The sequence below is a fragment of the Fructilactobacillus sp. YLN 2412 genome, from assembly GCF_059488745.1.
In genome coordinates, this window is the sequence record NZ_CM183165.1 from 213,520 (window position 1) to 230,569 (window position 17,050).

Sequence of the window (17,050 nt, forward strand, 5' to 3'; positions counted from 1 at the left end):
AATGGGAGTTACAGCTTATTTAGTTCGTCACGGACAAACATATTTAAACCTTTATAACAAAGTTCAAGGTTGGATTGATTCACCTTTGACTGAAAAAGGAATAAATGATGCCAAAGAAGCTGGTCGTCGTTTATCTGTTCTGCCTTTTGACGCCGCTTTTACCAGTGATTCTGGTCGAGCAGTTGAAACTGGACGTCAAATTTTAAAAGAAAATCCGAATGGGATTAATATTATTACCTATCAATACCCAGAATTACGAGAACAATTCCACGGTTATTTTGAAGGCGACAACTTGGAACAAATGTGGCAGTTTGTTGGAGAACAAGTTAAAATCACCAATGAAAAGGGTGTTTTGGAACACTTTGGACTAGAACGAGCTCGTGATCTAATTGCCAAAGCTGATTTATACCATAATGCCGAAGACAATCAACAGTTTTGGACGCGAATCGATCGGGGATTTGACCGTATCCGCGAAAATACTAAAGATGGTGAAATAATTTTGATTGTATCTCATGGAATGACGATTCGTTCGATTGTGGATCGTTATGCTCCTGAACTTGATCAAGGTCAGCCGGCCCAAAATGGAAGTATTACAAAATTAAATATTCTTCCTGATACGATTAAGGTCGAATATTATAATAAATTGGATGATAACATCTAATTTAAACCTAAATTAATGAATCTATGCTAAAATGAAAGCAATCAAATAAGAAGTTGGGGTGCCTTGAGCTGAGATTATACCCATTGAACCTGATATAGTTCGGACTATCGCAGGAAACTTATCTTAATTTATGCATGACAATTTGTCTTTTAAATTAAACAACTTTTTCGAGTTCTCAGCTCAATGCTGAGGACTTTTTATTTTGAATTAAATTAGGAAACAAGGAGTGTGATTGACATGAAAAAACAATTTCCAGAAGCATTAACGATTGCTGGAACTGATTCTGGCGGTGGAGCAGGGATTGAAGCTGACATAAAAACCATGCAGGCTTGTCAAACTTTTAGTACCAATGTAGTGGTAGGAGTAACAGCTCAAAATACATTAGGAGTGCAAGGACAATACCCGTTACCACGAGGAATTGTGAATGAACAGTTTAAATCAATTTTGGCTGATTTTTCGATTAAGGCGGCTAAAACAGGAGCGTTGTTTGATGCAGAACACGTTGCCATGGTGGCAGATAACTTAGCGCAGTATCATTTACAAAATGTAGTAGTTGACCCGGTAATGGTAGCCAAAGGCGGGGCTCATTTATTAACCGAGCAGGGGATCAAAACGCTCAAAGAAAAATTGTTACCACAAGCTGATGTAGTAACGCCTAATTTGCCGGAAGCAGAGATTTTAGCTGATCAAAAAATTAATAACGAGACAGATGTAAAACAGGCTGCTACAAAGATTCAGCAGCTTGGAGTTTTGAATGTGATTATTAAAGGCGGGCATGCACAGGATGCAACCGTTTCTGATTACGTTAAATTAGCAGATGGAACTGATTATTGGCTGACGAGTCCTCGAATTAACACAGAAAGAACTCATGGAACCGGCGATACTTTATCAGCAGCTATGGTAGCTTATTTAGCTCAAGGCGATGATCTTAAAACGGCCATTAATAAAGCACATCATTATTTAGCTGGTATCATTCAACAACCTTTGTATATTGGTCATGGACATGGTCCGTTGAATCATGGTAATTGGAAGGATGAGAATGATGAAATTTAAATCACAGATGCTGCAAGTTTATTTAGTGATTGGAACGCAAAATACTAATAATGATCCCCAACAATTGTTAAAAATTGTCAAAGAAGCACTTGCTGCAGGAGTGACAGCTGTACAGTATCGCGAAAAAGATGGAACAACTTTAACGAAAGCGGAAAAAATTGCTCTAGGACAGCAGTTGCATCACATTACGCAAACAAAGCAAGTTCCGTTATTTGTCGATGATGATTATGAATTAGCTCGTGCAATTGGTGCTGAAGGAATTCATGTTGGTCAAAGTGATAAACGTGCCGACGTGATTCACCAGTTAGCCCCTGATTTGATGATGGGGTTGTCAGTTCATAACTTAGAAGAATTAGAACACAGTCGGTCGTTCTTACCAGTTGTTGATTATCTTGGAGTTGGACCGATTTTTGCAACTTCTAGCAAAATTAATGTGAAAGCGCCAATTGGAATTCAGGGTTTAAACGAAGTAGTGGCACAAACTAACAAACCAGTCGTTGCGATTGGTGGAATTCATGAAAATAATGCAACTGATTTTAAAACTGAAAAAGTTGCAGGGGTTGCTGTGATATCAGCGATTACTAAAAGTTCAGATATTAAAAAGACCGTCCAAATTTTAAAACAGCGAGGAAATTAACATGAAGCAAGATTTTATTCAGCAAATTAGAGCTACAAGTCCGATTGTCTTAAATATTGCTAACTTTATTACTCCTCAACATGTTGCTGATGGAATTAACTATGTGGGAGGTTCTCCGATGATGGTAGCCGATCCGCTTGAAGTTAAAGACTTGGTAAAGCTAGCTAACGCCGTAACTATTAACATTGGATCAACTAATCCAGCTGCACAGCTCTGTGCTTTAAGAGCAGGAGAACAGGCTAATGCTATGCAGATTCCTGTGATCTTAGATCCGGTAGCGGTTGGTGCAACAGCTTTGCGAGAAGAACGAGTGAAACAAATTTTGCAAAATGTACAGATTGATACTATTCGCGGAAATGTTGGTGAGATTGCAGCATTAGCAGGTATAAATTGGCAAAGTCATGGGATTGATGCTGGAAGTGGAGCTGGTGATCCAATTCAAATTTCTAAAACGGCTGCGAAAATATTGCAGACTAAGATTGTGATTTCTGGACCTACTGATATTGTGACAGATGGTATGACTGTTTATCTGATAAAAAACGATGCTCCCATGTTAAAAACAAACGTGGGAATGGGTGATGTTTTAGATGGTATTTTAGGAACCGGTTTGAGCCTTGATAACTCATTAGAAACACTTGCTTATACCACCGGAATTTTACCAGTGGTAGCAGAATTGGCTACTTCGGAGCATAAAAAGCCTGCTACATTTTTGCAACACACATATGATAATTTAGCTAGTTTAGATGATAAAACCTTTTTTAAGCAACTAAAAATTGAAAAAAGATAAAAAAATCCATCTCATTGAGATGGATTTTTTGTAACTTTAAAGTTATTTTTAACTGTTGAATTTAGGCTTAAAAGGGTTAACATATATTTTAGTTGTTTTAAATTTTAAAGAGTTAGAATGATTTTAAAGATGAGGTGAACTATGATGGATCATAAAATGACAGATGATGATTACGCCCAGCTCCCAGTTGCCGAACTAGTGAAGGATTTAGGATCATCAGTTACTGATGGACTAACCAACACCGAAGTTCAGCAAAAGCTGAAAACCGTGGGAAAGAATGTCATTGAAAAGGGACAAAAAGAAAATGGATTCTTGAATTTTATTAAGAATTTCACTTCGTTGATGGCTTGTCTCTTGTGGGTTTCAGGTGTGATTGCGATTTTAGCAGGGACTCCAGAACTTGGGATTGCGATTTGGGCGGTTAACATTATCAACGGGTTGTTTTCTTATTGGGAAGAACATGCCGCCAAAAAAGCCACGGATGCTTTAAGTAAAATGTTACCTACATATGTAAGTGTGATTCGGGATGGGAAAAAGATTCAGGTTGTAGCTGAAGATTTAGTTCCTGGAGATTTAGTCGTTTTGCAAGCAGGAGATGCAATACCAGCTGATGCGCGAGTTTTAAATTCATCATCGTTGCAAGTTGATGAATCAGCTTTAACCGGTGAATCTGTCCCTGTCGATAAATTTGCCAATTATAAACATGGCGATGGCAAATTTGCAATTGATAATATTGTTTTTGCTGGAACGGTGGTTACTAGCGGAACAGCTACGGTTATGGTAGTTGAAACGGGTATGAATACTGAATTTGGTCAAATTGCCAAGTTGACACAAAATCAAAAAGGGACGGTATCTCCTTTAACTAAAGAATTAAATCGACTTACACGTCAGCTTTCTGTACTTGCTTTAGTAATTGGACTTGGATTCTTTGTTTTAGCTATTTTCTTTGTGCATTATCCAATTGCCAAATCATTTATTTTTGCATTAGGAATGATTGTGGCATTTATTCCTGAAGGTCTATTGCCAACAGTAACCTTGTCATTGGCACACGGAACCCAAGTTATGGCTAAAAAACATGCGCTATTGAAAAACTTGGATAGTGTGGAAACTTTGGGTGAAACCAATGTGATTTGTTCTGATAAAACTGGAACATTAACGCAAAATCAGATGACTGTTAATCACATTTGGCTTCCTGATAAGGAATACACGGTTACCGGAATAGGTTATTTTAACAACGGAAAAATTCAATTTAATCAGCAAAATGTTAATTTAAAAGATGAAAAAGATTTGTCACTGTTATTAGACATTGCCCTTTTAAATAATGATACGAAAGTGCAAGGCGGCGAAGAAGGGAAAACCGCACCTAAAATTTTAGGAACACCAACTGAAGCCGGATTAAACATTTTAACGGCAAAAGGCGGGTTGGATTTAGATCAACGCATGCAAGCCACTCCTCGTTTGAAAGAATTACCTTTTGACTCAACCAGAAGACGGATGACTACTTTGCAACAGGAACCTGATGGCAAAGTTGCTGTGTATGTCAAAGGGGCTCTATCGAACATGATGCAGGTCTGTGACCGAATTTTAATTAATGGCGAAGTCCGCCCCATGACCAATGCTGATAAAACTAAAATCGATCAAGCTAATCAAGATTATGCAGCCCAAGGATTACGATCATTGGCTTTTGCTTATAATACAATTACTGCTGATGATGTTTCTGGTGCTACGATTGAAAATACAGAACAGCATCTAATCTTTGTCGGATTAGCTGTTATGCAGGATCCGCCTCGAGAAGAAATTTATGATGCTGTGAAGAAATGTCACACCGCTGATATTAAAATCATTATGGTAACCGGGGATAGTTCTTTAACTGCTAAAAGTATTGCAGTTAAAATCGGAATTGTTTCTGACAAGGCTCGCGTAATTACTGGTGCTGAATTAAATCAGATGAGTGATGATGAACTACGTCAAGCAGTCAAAGGCGAAGTGATTTTTGCACGAGTTGCTCCTGAAGATAAATATCGAATCGTGTCAATGTGTCAGGCTAATGGTGAGATTGTCGCAGCCACTGGTGACGGTGTGAATGATGCACCGGCTTTGAAAAAAGCTAACATTGGAATTGCCATGGGAGTAACTGGTACCGATGTTGCTAAAGAAGCTGCCGATATGATTTTAACTGATGATAATTTTGCTTCAATCGTATCCGCAATTGAAGAAGGGCGAACGGTTTACAGTAATATCCAGAAATTTTTGGTATATATTTTTAATAGTAATTTGTCGGAAGCGTTTCCATCCTTACTGTTTATTATTTCAGGCGGTTTAATTCCTTTGGCATTAACGGTAATGCAGATTTTAACCGTTGATTTAGGAACTGATATGTTGCCAGCTCTAGGTTTAGGAGCTGAAAAAAGCGAGCCGGGAATCATGGAGCGACCACCGCGAAAACGGGATGCTCATTTGTTAAATAAAGGGATTCTATTAAAGAGTTTTTGTTATTATGGTTTGATTGGGTCTCTGGTTTCAGCTGCTGCATACTTCTTTGTCAATTGGCAGTATGGCTGGCCAAGTGTACCTCTAGCTCATGGAGGTTATGTATATGCAGCAGCAACTACGATGACTCTGGCAGCGATTGTCTTTTGTCAAGTAGCAACTGTGTTGAACTGTCGAACGGAAACCACATCATTGTTTAAGATTGGGATTTTTTCTAACCACCGAATTATGTGGGGAATCGTCTTTGAAATTTGTTTGTTGGCATTTTTGATCTACATGCCTTTTGTTCATGGACTCTTTGGAACTGCACCAATTAATTTGCTAGATTGGATTTATTTATTATGTATCCCAGTTCCGCTAATTTTAATTGATGAAGCACGTAAATGGTTTATTAGAAAATATCTGAATAAGAAGAAAACAGCATAATAATACAAAAAAGTCCAAGTAATTAAATTTTTTAATTACTTGGACTTTTTGCATGTAATATTTTAATTATTATGAACCATTGGCTTTATTAACTGCTTGGTTAACAGCATTTCTAAAACCGTTTTGATCTAAAGCAACTACACCTTTAATCGTTGAACCACCTGGAGAAGTTACCTGATCTTTTAAGATAGCTGGATTGGTTTTGGTATCAAGAGCTAATTTAGCACTTCCAAAAACCATGCTAGAAGCTACTTCATATGAAGTTTCACGATCTAAACCATTTTGCACGGCTGCATCTGAGAGAGCGCTTAAAAAGACATCCACAAAGGCGGGACCACAACCTGCTACGGTTCCTACAATACCAAGATCTTTTTCAGCGACTGGAACTAATGTACCAAGTGATTTTAAGATAGTGTCAGCAGTTTTTTTATCTTTTTCAGTTGCAGTGTCAGATTTAGCCATGGCAATACATCCAGCATTAACTGCAACCGGAATATTAGGAACGATAGCAACTACTGAATTGTCTGGAAAGACTTCTTTAAGTGAATCAGGAGAAACACCTTGTGCAGCTGAAATAATGATTGTAGAAGGTTTTAATTTTACACCATCTAAGATGTTGATGGTAATAGCAGCTGGAGTGGTAATGAATAACACATCCAAATTACTTAAGTCATCGTTTTTTGAAATTTGAAAACCAATTTCTTTTTGGAAATTTAAGAGACGTTCGTTAACATGATGACCTTTTACAAAAATATTATTCACATCATATTTGTTGGCTAAGCCGCGGATGATGGCACTACCCATGTGTCCAGCACCTAAAATACCGATATTCATAAATAAAACTCCTTTTGATTAATATTATTTTCCCAAGTATAACATGCACAATGTAAATTTTTGAAGGATTTGCGAATTGAATAAATTGGATTAGTTAGTAGGGGTGGTTTCTAAAGCCTGATCAAGGTCGGCATTAGTAATCTTAGTTAAATCTTCAGTACTGGGTTCATCTTTTTGAAAGGCAACTCGACGAGCTTGCGCTTGCAACATCGCTTGATAGACATTTCTTGCCCAGCGCGCATTTCCAGTTGGCTGATGTTTTTCAATGAAATTAGTAATCGTTTCTTGAAAGTATTTTTCGTCGCTTAGTTTGACAATTTCGTCATGAGTAATCATTTTAAATAGAATTTGGACTAATTCATCAGTAGAGTAATCGGCAAAGAAAATACGGTTAGGGATTCGGGATCTTAATCCTGGATTATCGTTTAGAAACTCTTCCATTTCGTTGGTATAACCAGCGAGAATCACAATCAAATCTTTGCGATGATTTTCCATCCCAATGATTAGTTGATCGATAGCTTCATGACCAAAATCAGTAGGACTGTCGGGATGGGAAAGCTGATAGGCTTCATCGATGAAAAGAACACCGCCAAGTGAGCTTTGGATAACCTTTTTGGTCCGATCAGCAGTAGTCCCTGTATAGTGACCGACTAGATCAGAACGATCGGTATTAACAAATTTGCTATCTTTGATGATGCCATTTTGATAGAGAATGGTTGCAAACAGTTTTGCAACAGTTGTTTTTCCCGTTCCAGGATCTCCTACAAAAACCATATGTTTACTAATTCCAGCTGGAATTTTAAGACCATGTTTTTCTCGAAGGTTATTCATTTTAGCAATGGCAATCATATCTGTGATTTGTTTTTTAGCACTGTCTAAGCCGGTTAAATTCTCTAATTCCTTTAAGGCATCGATGGAAGTATCTAGTTTTTCGATGTTAAGGTTTAAGTCATCACTGGATTGTTCTTTATTATTATCATCAGAATCAGTGGTTTTGTTTTTAATATCAGTTAAGTTGGATAAATCTAAATCAGCTAGTGGCTGGTTGTCATAAAGTCCAGCAGCATATTCGTAGCGATCGTTAAATTTTGAGATATCGATTGTGGCAATGTTTGAACTATCGTCTTGTTCTAAATTGATTAAATTAACGAGTGGTAAAGCTTGATTTAGTTCTTCAGCAGTAGTTTTCTGTTTTAAAGGAAAGTACAAATACATTTCGCGTTTTTTAAAGTTGAAATTGTAACCGAAAGTATCCCCAATCACTGGACTAAGTAAGTTGTATAAAGTGACCATATTGTCAGTCCAGTCGGTAAAACCGCCTTCATCATTTTGCACGTGCTGATTGGACTTGATGTTTTTTATTTTAAAGGTTTTGGTTTCTAAATTACTGTCTAACTTATAGTTAGAGCGATAAAATAACTGACCATATTCTTTTAATTCTTCAAAAGTCATAAATACACTCCCTTACTTATATGTCTAACCTATTTATTTTATAAGTAAGCTGGCAAAAAGTAAACAAAAATAAAAGACGATTGCTCGTCTTTTTTGGAAACTTATTTATTTTTGTAATAATTCGTCGTCAATTGCTTTGACATAACTTTGTAAACGTTGTTTGGCAGCTTCAGCCGTATCAGCCTTTACTCCGACATAAAACTTAATTTTAGGTTCGGTTCCAGAAGGTCTGATTGCCAACCAAGTTCCATCTGCTAACCAATATTTCAAAACGTTGGATTGAGGTAAATTAATTTTGGTTTGGTGACCGTCTGCATCCGTTTTTTCAGAAGTTTGGAAATCTTCTAAGGCGGTTACTTTCACCCCATTAAATGAATCTAATGGATGATTTCTGAAGTTTTTCATCAAATCAGCCATCTTTTTCTGACCGTCAACCCCATCAAACTCTTCTGAGATGGTTTTTTCTTCAAAGTAACCATATTCTTTATATAATTCTTGTAAACCGTCATACAGAGTCATACCACGCTTTTTGTAATAAGCAGCAACTTCTGCCAATAACATAGTAGATTGAACGGCATCTTTATCACGAACGAATGGTTTAATTAAATACCCAAAACTTTCTTCAAAACCAAAGAGGAAAGTATGATCATGATTTTCTTCGAAGTTTTTAATTTGTTCGGCAATAAATTTAAAACCAGTCAGCACGTTTCGCATTTCAATCCCATAACTTTTAGCAATGTCAGTCGCTAATTCGGTCGAAACAATTGATTTAACTACCATTCCATCGGCAGGAAGTGTACCAGCATCTTTTTTAGCTTGTAAAATGTAATGTAATAATACACTGGCGATTTGGTTACCGCTCATTAAGGTATATTCACCATCAGGCTGACGCACAGCAGCACCAAGACGATCAGCATCCGGGTCAGTGGCGATTAAAACATCCGCATTTTCTTTTTTCCCTAATTTGATGGCTAAATCAAATGTTTGCGGAAACTCTGGATTAGGGAAGGGAGTAGTTGGAAATTCAGGGTCAGCAATAGTTTGTTCAATTACGGCATCGTAATTTTTGAAACCAGCATCTGATAATGCTCGTCTAGCAATAATCTTTCCCGTTCCGTGGAGGGGCGTGTAAATGAATTTTAAGTCTTTTCCAACTTCTTTGATTAAATCATGATTGACATTGACAGTTCGAGCCTCTTTTAAGTAATCAACATCCACATTTTCACCGATAATACTCATTAATTTTTCGTGACGCAATTCTTTTTCATCTGCGACCGGGATGGCAAAAAGATCATCAACTTTACGAACATATGAAGTCATCAGGTCTGATTCCTTAGGTGGCATTTGACCACCATCAGCTCCATAGATTTTGTAACCATTGTATTGTTTAGGGTTATGGCTGGCGGTAATCATAATACCAGCATAGGTATGTAAATTGCGGACAGCAAACGAAAGCTCAGGGGTGGGACGGATGTCATCAAAAACAAAAGTTTTGATACCATGAGCACCTAATACTCGAGCTGCTTCATGTGCAAATAATTGTGAATTATAACGGGGATCAAAACTAATGGCAACGCCGCGATCTCTTTCGGCTGGATCAAGTGTTTCCATTAATTTAGCCAGACCCTCAGTTGCTTGACGAACCGTATAAATGTTCATCCGATTGGTCCCAGCGCCTAACAGACCACGCATTCCGGCTGTTCCAAATGACAATGAAGTACTGAAAGCATCTTCCTTAGCAGCATCGTCGTCTTTAATTTTTTCTAAATCTTGTTTTAGTTCAGCAGGCATGTCTGGTGCGTTAATCCACGAGTTATATTTTTGATCAATTTCTGTTTTATTCATTAAATAGTCTCCTATAAAATTGTTTCATAAGTATTAATGCTATGCCAAATTATAGTTATTAATCTTAGTTACGTCAATTAAACTCGGATTTATTGTGACGATTTGGTACCTAATCTAGTTATGTTACAATATACATAAATTGAGTGGGGTGTTTAAAGATGAAATTTGATTTTGAACCCGGACGTTTTTATGCAAATGACGAACAAGGGAATTTGGTTGCAGAAGTTAGTTTTACGGTTGAGGATGAGACTATTTTCATTAATCATACTTTTGTAAATCCTGATTACCGTGGTCGAGGACTTGCTGGTAAATTAATGTTGGTGATGATTGATTATGCTGAAAAGCAACATCAGCAGATTGTGCCGGTTTGTTCTTTTGCACAGACGTTTTTTGCACGCAATACCAAATATAATCATTTATTAAGGAGAAATTAAAATGGCAGTTTTAGTTGCTGGAGGGGCTGGATATATCGGCTCACATATGGTCGATCGATTAGTTAATGAAGGTTATGACGTTGTTGTAGCTGACAATCTTTCGACCGGACATAAAAAAGCTATCAATCCCAAAGCTAAGTTTTATGAAGGCGATACCAGAGATGGTGAATTTTTAGATAATTTATTTACAAATGAAGATATTGATACAGTGATTCATATGGATGCTTTTTCATTAGTATCCGAATCAATGAAAAATCCATTAAAATACTTTGATAATAACGTAGTTGGTATGATTGTACTTTTGGAAGCAATGAAAAAAGCAGGGGTTAAAAACATTGTCTTTTCTTCAACAGCTGCTACTTACGGTAATCCGGAACGGATCCCCATTCACGAAAAAGATCATAAAGAGCCAATCAACCCCTATGGCGAAAGTAAATTAATCATGGAACACATCATGAAATGGGTTGATAAAGCTGATGGAATTCATTCTGTTGCTTTACGTTACTTTAATGCTGCTGGTGCTAAACAAGATGGATCAATTGGAGAAGATCATCATCCAGAAACCCATTTGATTCCAATTGTGTTAAAAGTGGCTGCTGGTCAGCAGGACAAACTGAAAATTTTTGGTGATGATTATGACACTCCAGATGGGACCAATGTTCGTGATTACGTTCATATCTTAGACTTGGCAGATGCCCATATTTTAGCAATGGAATACCTTAAAAAAGGTAATCCTAGCAATGTCTTTAACCTAGGGTCATCAACTGGATTCTCAAACAAGGAAATTGTGGAAGCTGCTAGAAAAGTTACTGGTAAAAAAATTCCGGCTGAAGTTGCTCCTCGTCGTGGCGGTGATCCAGATACCCTAGTTGCTGATAGTGCTAAGGCACGTGAGGTCTTAGGCTGGAAGCCAAAATTTGATAATATTGAAGATATCATTAGTACCGCTTGGACTTGGAAACAAAAACATCCAAATGGTTACGAAGATCAACAAGGATAGTCAATGAAGAAAAATAAAACTTATCTAGGAGTTGTTTTAGCAATCTCTGGAGCACTCATGTGGGGAATTCAAGGACCAGTTTCTCAATTTCTGTTTCAAGATAAGAGTTTTTCAACTGAATGGTTAATGGGAATTAAGATGTCGATAGCCGGCATCTTAATTTTGCTTTTTACCAAGTTTGTACAAAAAAACTCTTTAACCACGATTTGGAAACAGAAAGCTGCCTGGCCACGATTGCTTTGTTATGCTGTTTTTGGTTTATCAGGCGTCCAGTATTTTTTCCTGCTAACGGTTCGTGCTAGTAATTCGGCAACTGCCACGATTATGCAAAGTCTTGGAACGGTGATGATTGTGATTCTAACTGCGATTATTTATCATCAATTACCTTCTAAACCACAAGGAATAGCGGTGTTGGTTGCTTTAGTTGGAACGTGGTTGTTAGTTACCAAAGGTGATTTAACCACGATTGCCATTGGCCCTAAGGCGTTTGGATTGGGTTTGACAGTTGCTCTTGCTGGAGCTTTGCAAACAATGCTTCCTGTAAAACTGATTGAAAAGTTTAGTACGTTTGTTGTTGTTGGCTGGGCAATGGTCATTGGCGGATTAATATTTACTTGTATTCATCCTTTTTGGGTAAATGCTCCCGATTTATCACTGGCTGGAATATTGGGAGTGGCTTTTATTGTGATTTTTGGAACAATGTTGTCATTTCTTTGTTTTACTTCCAGTTTGCATTACATTTCTCCCACTACCGCTGGCTTATTAGATACTTTTGAGCCTCTATCGGCAACCATCGGAACAGTTGTCTTTTTTAATACCAGCTTTAATATATATGAAATAATTGGTGGGATCTTAGTTCTCAGTACAGTTTTCATCTTAGCAATTAAGCCGAAAAAACAATCTTAAAAGATTGTTTTTTTTATTAAACTAATTGAACACCGTGTTGACTTAATAACAAAAAAGATTAAAATAAAATTAAGAAAAAGAGGTGGGGAGATTGGTAAAGCAGTTTCGAAAAACAAATACAGTTGCAGAGATAAAAAATGCCTTTGTGGATTTGATTTATGACAAAGGCTTTCGGTCTATGAATGTAATCGACATTACGCGTGCCGCTGGGATTGGCAGAGGAACTTTTTACACTCATTACACTGACAAGTATGATCTTTTAGAAAAAATTGAAAATGAATTGCTTGACCAATTACAATCCGATTTGAAAAATGTGATGCCAAATGCGATGCAATGGCTGATTGTGGATAAAAATGCTGAAACACCAGCACCTTTCATCCTTGAAACACTAAATAATTTTTATCAAAATCGTCGTTTAATTGCAGCATTATTGAGTGAAAAGGGTGATCCCCATTTTATTAGCAAAGTAAAAAAAGTTATTTTTGCTGATTTGGATAGTTCATTAACGAAGCTTGATAAGCAAATTACCGTTGCCAATCAAATTCCCGAAGATTATGCCCGTGAGTTCACGATTGATGAAGTTATGGGGGTAATTGTATATTGGATTTCTAAAGATCGACCGGAAGCACCAGCTAAAGTCGCTCAAATTATTACTAAGTTACAAAATGAAGCACCAATGCAATTATTTGCCATGAAAAAGGATGGAGAGAGGAAGGCCGAGAATGAATAAATTTGTGAAGAAATATACAGTGGTGGCTGTTTTATGGATAGTAGCAGTGATAGCCGCTGTTTTGTTCCTACCAAATATTAATAATTTAGAAGCACAAAAGGGTCAAACTAAAATCCCTAGTAATATGCAGAGTCAAGTGGCAGAAAACATGCAAAAACACTGGGGTCATCATATTAGCAACACTCGTCAGGTAGTGTTGGTTTATCATAATGACAAAAAGATTAATGATAACGACCAAGCCAAAATTAATCATCAGTTGAAACAATTGACTAAAAAATCTGATTATTATGGCATTAAAGGAGTTACTTCTGTTCAAAATACTCCAGTTGCTAAAAAACAATTGATTTCAAAAGACAAGACGACTGAATTAGTGCAGTTAAATGTTTCTAAGCAGGATTCAGTTGAAACGGTTAATAATAAATTACAAAAAGGTGCGCGGATTAACGGACTTCAATCGTATGTCACTGGTTCAGACATTTTAAATGATGATATGCGGGTATCAATGGTAAATGGGATTAAAAAGACAGAAATTATTGCGACTGTCTTTATCCTGATTGTTTTGATCATTGTTTTCAAATCGCCAATTGTGCCGTTGATTTCCATACTGACGGTCGGAGTTTCCTTTATTACCTCGCTGAGTTTAGTTATGAATTTGGTAAAATACTTTAATTTTCCACTTTCAAACTTTACCCAGGTTTTTATGGTAGTAGTTCTTTTTGGAATTGGGACCGATTACAACATTCTACTGTATGATCAGTTTAAGGATGATTTGGCGGATGGAATGGATAAAGTAGCAGCCACTATGCATGCTCGTAAGTTAGCTGGGAAAACCATTCTTGATAGTGGAATTTCAGTTTTAATCGGGTTTGCTGCTTTAGGGTTAGCTAATTTCTCGATTTATCGTTCTGGGGTTGCAGTAGCTATCGGGGTAATTTTATTACTACTGGTATTGTTAACGTTAAATCCATTTTTTATGTTGACTTTAGGTGGAAAGATGTTTTGGCCGGTTAAACGGTTGGAAACGCAAAAGCAACGTAGCAGATTATGGGGCTTTCTTTCATCAAAAGCAGTTCAATTCTCAGTGCCAGCTATTTTACTAGTTCTAGTAGTTGTGCTGCCATTAGTAGTGATGGGTCATGGAAAATTGAATTATGATGATGCTGTTGAATTAAATAATAAAATCCCGTCTAAACAAGGTTTAAATATTGTACAAAAACACTTTTCTAAAGGAACTGCTGAGCCGGCTACCATTTACATTAAAGCAAATCATAGCTTAAATAATGAAAAGAGTTTGATGACAATTGATCGGATTACGCGACAGTTAGCTAAACGAAACGATGTGAAAACTGTTGCATCAGTTACGGAACCAAGCGGACAGCCAATCAAACAATTATATTTAAATGATCAGTTAAAAACACTGACTGGTAAAATGAGTCAAGCTAATAGCGGATTGAATAAAATTCAAGCTGGGGCTGCTAACCAGTCGTTTAATGGCAGCCAGTTAAAGGCAATTGGTGAATCTGCTCAATCAATCGGGCAACATTTGCAAAGTATTCAGAATACTGCTGGCGGTAATAATGCAACCGCTGGACAACAAGTAGTAGCTTTGATTCAACAAAAGGCCACCGCGATGGGTTCGCCGTTGAATCAAGCTCAATTACAAGTTGTAACTGGTGCATTACAACAAGCCGGTGCTCAAGCTCAGGCTAAACAAAGTGGTATGAGTAATGATTTAAACGGGATAGCTAGTGATACGCAAAATATTGGAAGTAATACACAGTCCATGGCTAATCAATTACAAGCCTTGCAAGGCCAACTAACTGCTGCTAACGAAGGATTGGGAAAAATTTCCCAAGGAAGTGCTGCAGCTAATGATTATCTCAGCACCCTGCAAAATTCTGCTGTTTCCAACGATACTTTCTATATTCCTAATCAAGTGTTGCAAAGCAAGGAATTTAAACAAGCATTAAATAATTATCTTTCAGAAAACCAAAAAATTACTAAGCTTACAGTAGTATTGAAAGATAATCCTTCAAGTTCTCAAGCAATGAAGTCGATTAATAACATTCAATCTCAAGTAAAACAAAACATTGGCGGAACCAGCTTAAATGGAGCCACTGTTGCCATAAGTGGTCAAACGGCTACCATGTCTGATACACATGAGATTGCTACTAAAGATTTCTTACGAACGGCTATCATTATGTTAATTGGGATTTTGCTGGCTTTGATGTTTGTGACAAAATCAATTTTACAACCACTTTATATCGAAGGAACCTTACTGTTGGCTTATCTTTCTTCATTAACGATTACTAAATTAATTAGTACCGTTGTTTTGGGGCAAAAAATGTTGACTTGGAATACGCCGTTCTTTGCTTTTATTATGATTATCGCTTTGGGAGTCGATTACAGCATTTTCTTGATGCGTAAATATCAGACGATTGATCCGGAAGCGGAACCAGCCGAGCGAATTGTAGCGGCATCGAAGTTCATAGGGGTGGTTGTTTTATCAGCTGCCTTGATTTTAGGTGGAACTTTTGCTGCCTTGATTCCATCTGGTGTCTTAACGCTGATTCAAGTTGCAATTGCGGTGGTAGTTGGATTATTGATTTTGATTATCATCCTGCCAATTTTACTTTCAGCTGCTATTAATTTAACGTATAGTAATCAGCAAAGTTTAGAACACAAACGAAGAATTAAATAAATGAGTAAAAAGTCTAGAATTTTTCTAGGCTTTTTTGATTAGTTAAAATATTTTAAGTTTAAGATTATTTACGCTATCGTTTGTATAAGAGTATTATTAAACTGTTGAGAAAAATTTAAAATTATTTTTGAGGTGAATGGTATGGGTGCCACGAAAAAGGGAATACACGGAAATATTATGAAAGGAATTTTGTGGGCAGCATTGGCTTCTGCCTTTTGGGGTGTTTCTGGGACAATTCTCCAATTTGTTTCCCAGAACGCTAAAATTCCAGCTGGCTGGTTTTTATCAGTTCGGACTTTATTTTCTGGGATTATTTTGTTAGTGATTAGTGCGATTATCTATAAAGGGAACATTTTTAATGTTTTCAAAACTTGGAAATCAATTTTGTTAATTTTTGGGTATGCAATTTTAGGATTAGGGGCTAATTTACTATCATTTTTCTTAAGTGTACAGACTGGTAATGCAGCTTCTGCAACTATTTTGCAATATTTGGCTCCTTTATTTATTTTATTGGGTAGTTTTATCTTTATGCATAAGAAACCAAATAAAATCGACCTGATTGTTTTTTTGATTGCCCTTGTCGGAGTTGTTCTCTCTATTACAAAAGGTGATATTAGTCAGCTTTCAATTCCACCAGTTTCGTTATTTTGGGGGATTATTTCCGGGATTACGGCTGCATTTTATGTAGTCATTCCGAGACCTTTAATGCAGGATAATTCTCCGCTTACAGTCTTAGGCTGGGGAACTTTGATTGCTGGATTCTTCTTTAATTTGCATCAACCAGTCTGGGTTGGAGTACCACAACTGACATCTGGTGGAACAATTGGAATTGGCGCCATTATTATTTTTGGGACAGTACTTCCCTTTGCTTGTTTATTACATAGTATGCATTTTGCGAGTTCAGAGGATGTTAGTTTGGTAGATGCAGTGCAGCCAGTAATGACATTTATTTTAAGTGTGATATTTTTACACACGCAAATTAGTTTTATGGAGATTGTGGGTTCAGCTCTAGTAATTTTAGCAATTTATATTTTGCAAAATTACAAACGAAAAGTGGTTGAAACTGAAATTGACAAAATGAAACTTTGATGGTG

Annotated in this window: 14 protein-coding genes and 1 riboswitch; of the genes, 11 read left to right on the forward strand and 3 right to left on the reverse strand. The window is 36.9% G+C overall.

What is annotated here, in order from left to right:
- Position 1 precedes the first annotated feature (1 nt).
- The 5 genes from AC0GLR_RS00855 to AC0GLR_RS00875 all read left to right on the forward strand — a co-directional run bounded on the left by AC0GLR_RS00855 (position 2) and on the right by AC0GLR_RS00875 (position 6,054).
- Complete coding sequence (locus tag AC0GLR_RS00855; protein WP_495604941.1) at positions 2 to 661, forward strand: histidine phosphatase family protein; 660 nt, start codon at positions 2 to 4, stop codon at positions 659 to 661.
- 44 nt (positions 662 to 705) lie between these two features.
- Positions 706 to 794: riboswitch (TPP riboswitch) on the forward strand.
- A gap of 104 nt (positions 795 to 898) precedes the next feature.
- Complete coding sequence (gene thiD, locus AC0GLR_RS00860; protein WP_495604942.1) at positions 899 to 1,714, forward strand: bifunctional hydroxymethylpyrimidine kinase/phosphomethylpyrimidine kinase; 816 nt, start codon at positions 899 to 901, stop codon at positions 1,712 to 1,714.
- Positions 1,701 to 2,351, forward strand: coding sequence for a thiamine phosphate synthase (thiE, locus tag AC0GLR_RS00865; RefSeq protein ID WP_495604943.1), 651 nt, complete (start codon positions 1,701 to 1,703; stop codon positions 2,349 to 2,351). Before thiD ends, thiE begins: the two co-directional genes overlap by 14 nt.
- A gap of 1 nt (position 2,352) precedes the next feature.
- On the forward strand, positions 2,353 to 3,138 hold the full coding sequence (thiM, locus tag AC0GLR_RS00870) for a hydroxyethylthiazole kinase (RefSeq protein ID WP_495604944.1): 786 nt from the start codon (positions 2,353 to 2,355) through the stop codon (positions 3,136 to 3,138).
- 141 nt (positions 3,139 to 3,279) lie between these two features.
- Positions 3,280 to 6,054, forward strand: a complete 2,775-nt coding sequence (locus tag AC0GLR_RS00875; protein WP_495604945.1) for a cation-translocating P-type ATPase — start codon at positions 3,280 to 3,282, stop codon at positions 6,052 to 6,054.
- A gap of 69 nt (positions 6,055 to 6,123) precedes the next feature.
- Here AC0GLR_RS00875 and proC read toward each other — a convergent pair whose 3' ends face one another.
- The 3 genes from proC to AC0GLR_RS00890 form a co-directional block, all read right to left on the reverse strand.
- Positions 6,124 to 6,888: a pyrroline-5-carboxylate reductase gene (gene proC, locus AC0GLR_RS00880; protein ID WP_495604946.1), complete on the reverse strand. Its 765-nt coding sequence runs from the start codon at positions 6,886 to 6,888 to the stop codon at positions 6,124 to 6,126.
- 90 nt (positions 6,889 to 6,978) lie between these two features.
- The gene (locus AC0GLR_RS00885; protein WP_495604947.1) at positions 6,979 to 8,340 is read right to left on the reverse strand and encodes an AAA family ATPase; all 1,362 of its coding nucleotides are present in this window, start codon (positions 8,338 to 8,340) and stop codon (positions 6,979 to 6,981) included.
- Between the two features lie 105 nt (positions 8,341 to 8,445).
- Complete coding sequence (locus AC0GLR_RS00890) at positions 8,446 to 10,185, reverse strand: phospho-sugar mutase (RefSeq protein ID WP_495604948.1); 1,740 nt, start codon at positions 10,183 to 10,185, stop codon at positions 8,446 to 8,448.
- Positions 10,186 to 10,343: 158 nt separating this feature from the next.
- On the opposite strand from AC0GLR_RS00890, the gene AC0GLR_RS00895 reads away from it, so the two are divergent.
- From AC0GLR_RS00895 to AC0GLR_RS00920, 6 genes are all read left to right on the forward strand, one after another.
- Entirely contained in the window at positions 10,344 to 10,619 is a 276-nt protein-coding gene (locus AC0GLR_RS00895; RefSeq protein WP_054645993.1) for a GNAT family N-acetyltransferase, read from the forward strand.
- Position 10,620: 1 nt separating this feature from the next.
- Positions 10,621 to 11,619, forward strand: coding sequence for a UDP-glucose 4-epimerase GalE (gene galE, locus AC0GLR_RS00900; RefSeq protein ID WP_495604949.1), 999 nt, complete (start codon positions 10,621 to 10,623; stop codon positions 11,617 to 11,619).
- A 3-nt stretch (positions 11,620 to 11,622) separates the two neighbouring features.
- Positions 11,623 to 12,525 carry a DMT family transporter gene (locus AC0GLR_RS00905; RefSeq protein ID WP_495604950.1) on the forward strand — a complete coding sequence of 301 codons (903 nt, stop codon included), beginning with the start codon at positions 11,623 to 11,625 and terminating at the stop codon, positions 12,523 to 12,525.
- 91 nt (positions 12,526 to 12,616) lie between these two features.
- A complete protein-coding gene (locus AC0GLR_RS00910; RefSeq protein ID WP_495604951.1) occupies positions 12,617 to 13,255 on the forward strand; it encodes a TetR/AcrR family transcriptional regulator in 639 nt (212 codons plus the stop codon).
- Positions 13,248 to 15,956 (forward strand): MMPL family transporter, encoded by a 2,709-nt coding sequence (locus tag AC0GLR_RS00915; RefSeq protein ID WP_495604952.1) that lies wholly within the window; start codon positions 13,248 to 13,250, stop codon positions 15,954 to 15,956. Before AC0GLR_RS00910 ends, AC0GLR_RS00915 begins: the two co-directional genes overlap by 8 nt.
- 177 nt (positions 15,957 to 16,133) lie before the next feature.
- Positions 16,134 to 17,045 carry a DMT family transporter gene (locus AC0GLR_RS00920; protein WP_495604953.1) on the forward strand — a complete coding sequence of 304 codons (912 nt, stop codon included), beginning with the start codon at positions 16,134 to 16,136 and terminating at the stop codon, positions 17,043 to 17,045.
- The last annotated feature ends 5 nt before the right edge of the window (positions 17,046 to 17,050 follow it).

What these genes read in the sequence shown, in the direction of transcription:
- AC0GLR_RS00855 (WP_495604941.1), top strand. Translation starts at nt 2, where the DNA reads ATGGGAGTTACAGCTTATTTAGTTCGTCACGGACAAACATATTTAAAC.
- thiD (WP_495604942.1), top strand. Translation starts at nt 899, where the DNA reads ATGAAAAAACAATTTCCAGAAGCATTAACGATTGCTGGAACTGATTCT.
- thiE (WP_495604943.1), top strand. Translation starts at nt 1,701, where the DNA reads ATGATGAAATTTAAATCACAGATGCTGCAAGTTTATTTAGTGATTGGA.
- thiM (WP_495604944.1), top strand. Translation starts at nt 2,353, where the DNA reads ATGAAGCAAGATTTTATTCAGCAAATTAGAGCTACAAGTCCGATTGTC.
- AC0GLR_RS00875 (WP_495604945.1), top strand. Translation starts at nt 3,280, where the DNA reads ATGATGGATCATAAAATGACAGATGATGATTACGCCCAGCTCCCAGTT.
- proC (WP_495604946.1), bottom strand. Translation starts at nt 6,888, where the DNA reads ATGAATATCGGTATTTTAGGTGCTGGACACATGGGTAGTGCCATCATC.
- AC0GLR_RS00885 (WP_495604947.1), bottom strand. Translation starts at nt 8,340, where the DNA reads ATGACTTTTGAAGAATTAAAAGAATATGGTCAGTTATTTTATCGCTCT.
- AC0GLR_RS00890 (WP_495604948.1), bottom strand. Translation starts at nt 10,185, where the DNA reads ATGAATAAAACAGAAATTGATCAAAAATATAACTCGTGGATTAACGCA.
- AC0GLR_RS00895 (WP_054645993.1), top strand. Translation starts at nt 10,344, where the DNA reads ATGAAATTTGATTTTGAACCCGGACGTTTTTATGCAAATGACGAACAA.
- galE (WP_495604949.1), top strand. Translation starts at nt 10,621, where the DNA reads ATGGCAGTTTTAGTTGCTGGAGGGGCTGGATATATCGGCTCACATATG.
- AC0GLR_RS00905 (WP_495604950.1), top strand. Translation starts at nt 11,623, where the DNA reads ATGAAGAAAAATAAAACTTATCTAGGAGTTGTTTTAGCAATCTCTGGA.
- AC0GLR_RS00915 (WP_495604952.1), top strand. Translation starts at nt 13,248, where the DNA reads ATGAATAAATTTGTGAAGAAATATACAGTGGTGGCTGTTTTATGGATA.
- AC0GLR_RS00920 (WP_495604953.1), top strand. Translation starts at nt 16,134, where the DNA reads ATGAAAGGAATTTTGTGGGCAGCATTGGCTTCTGCCTTTTGGGGTGTT.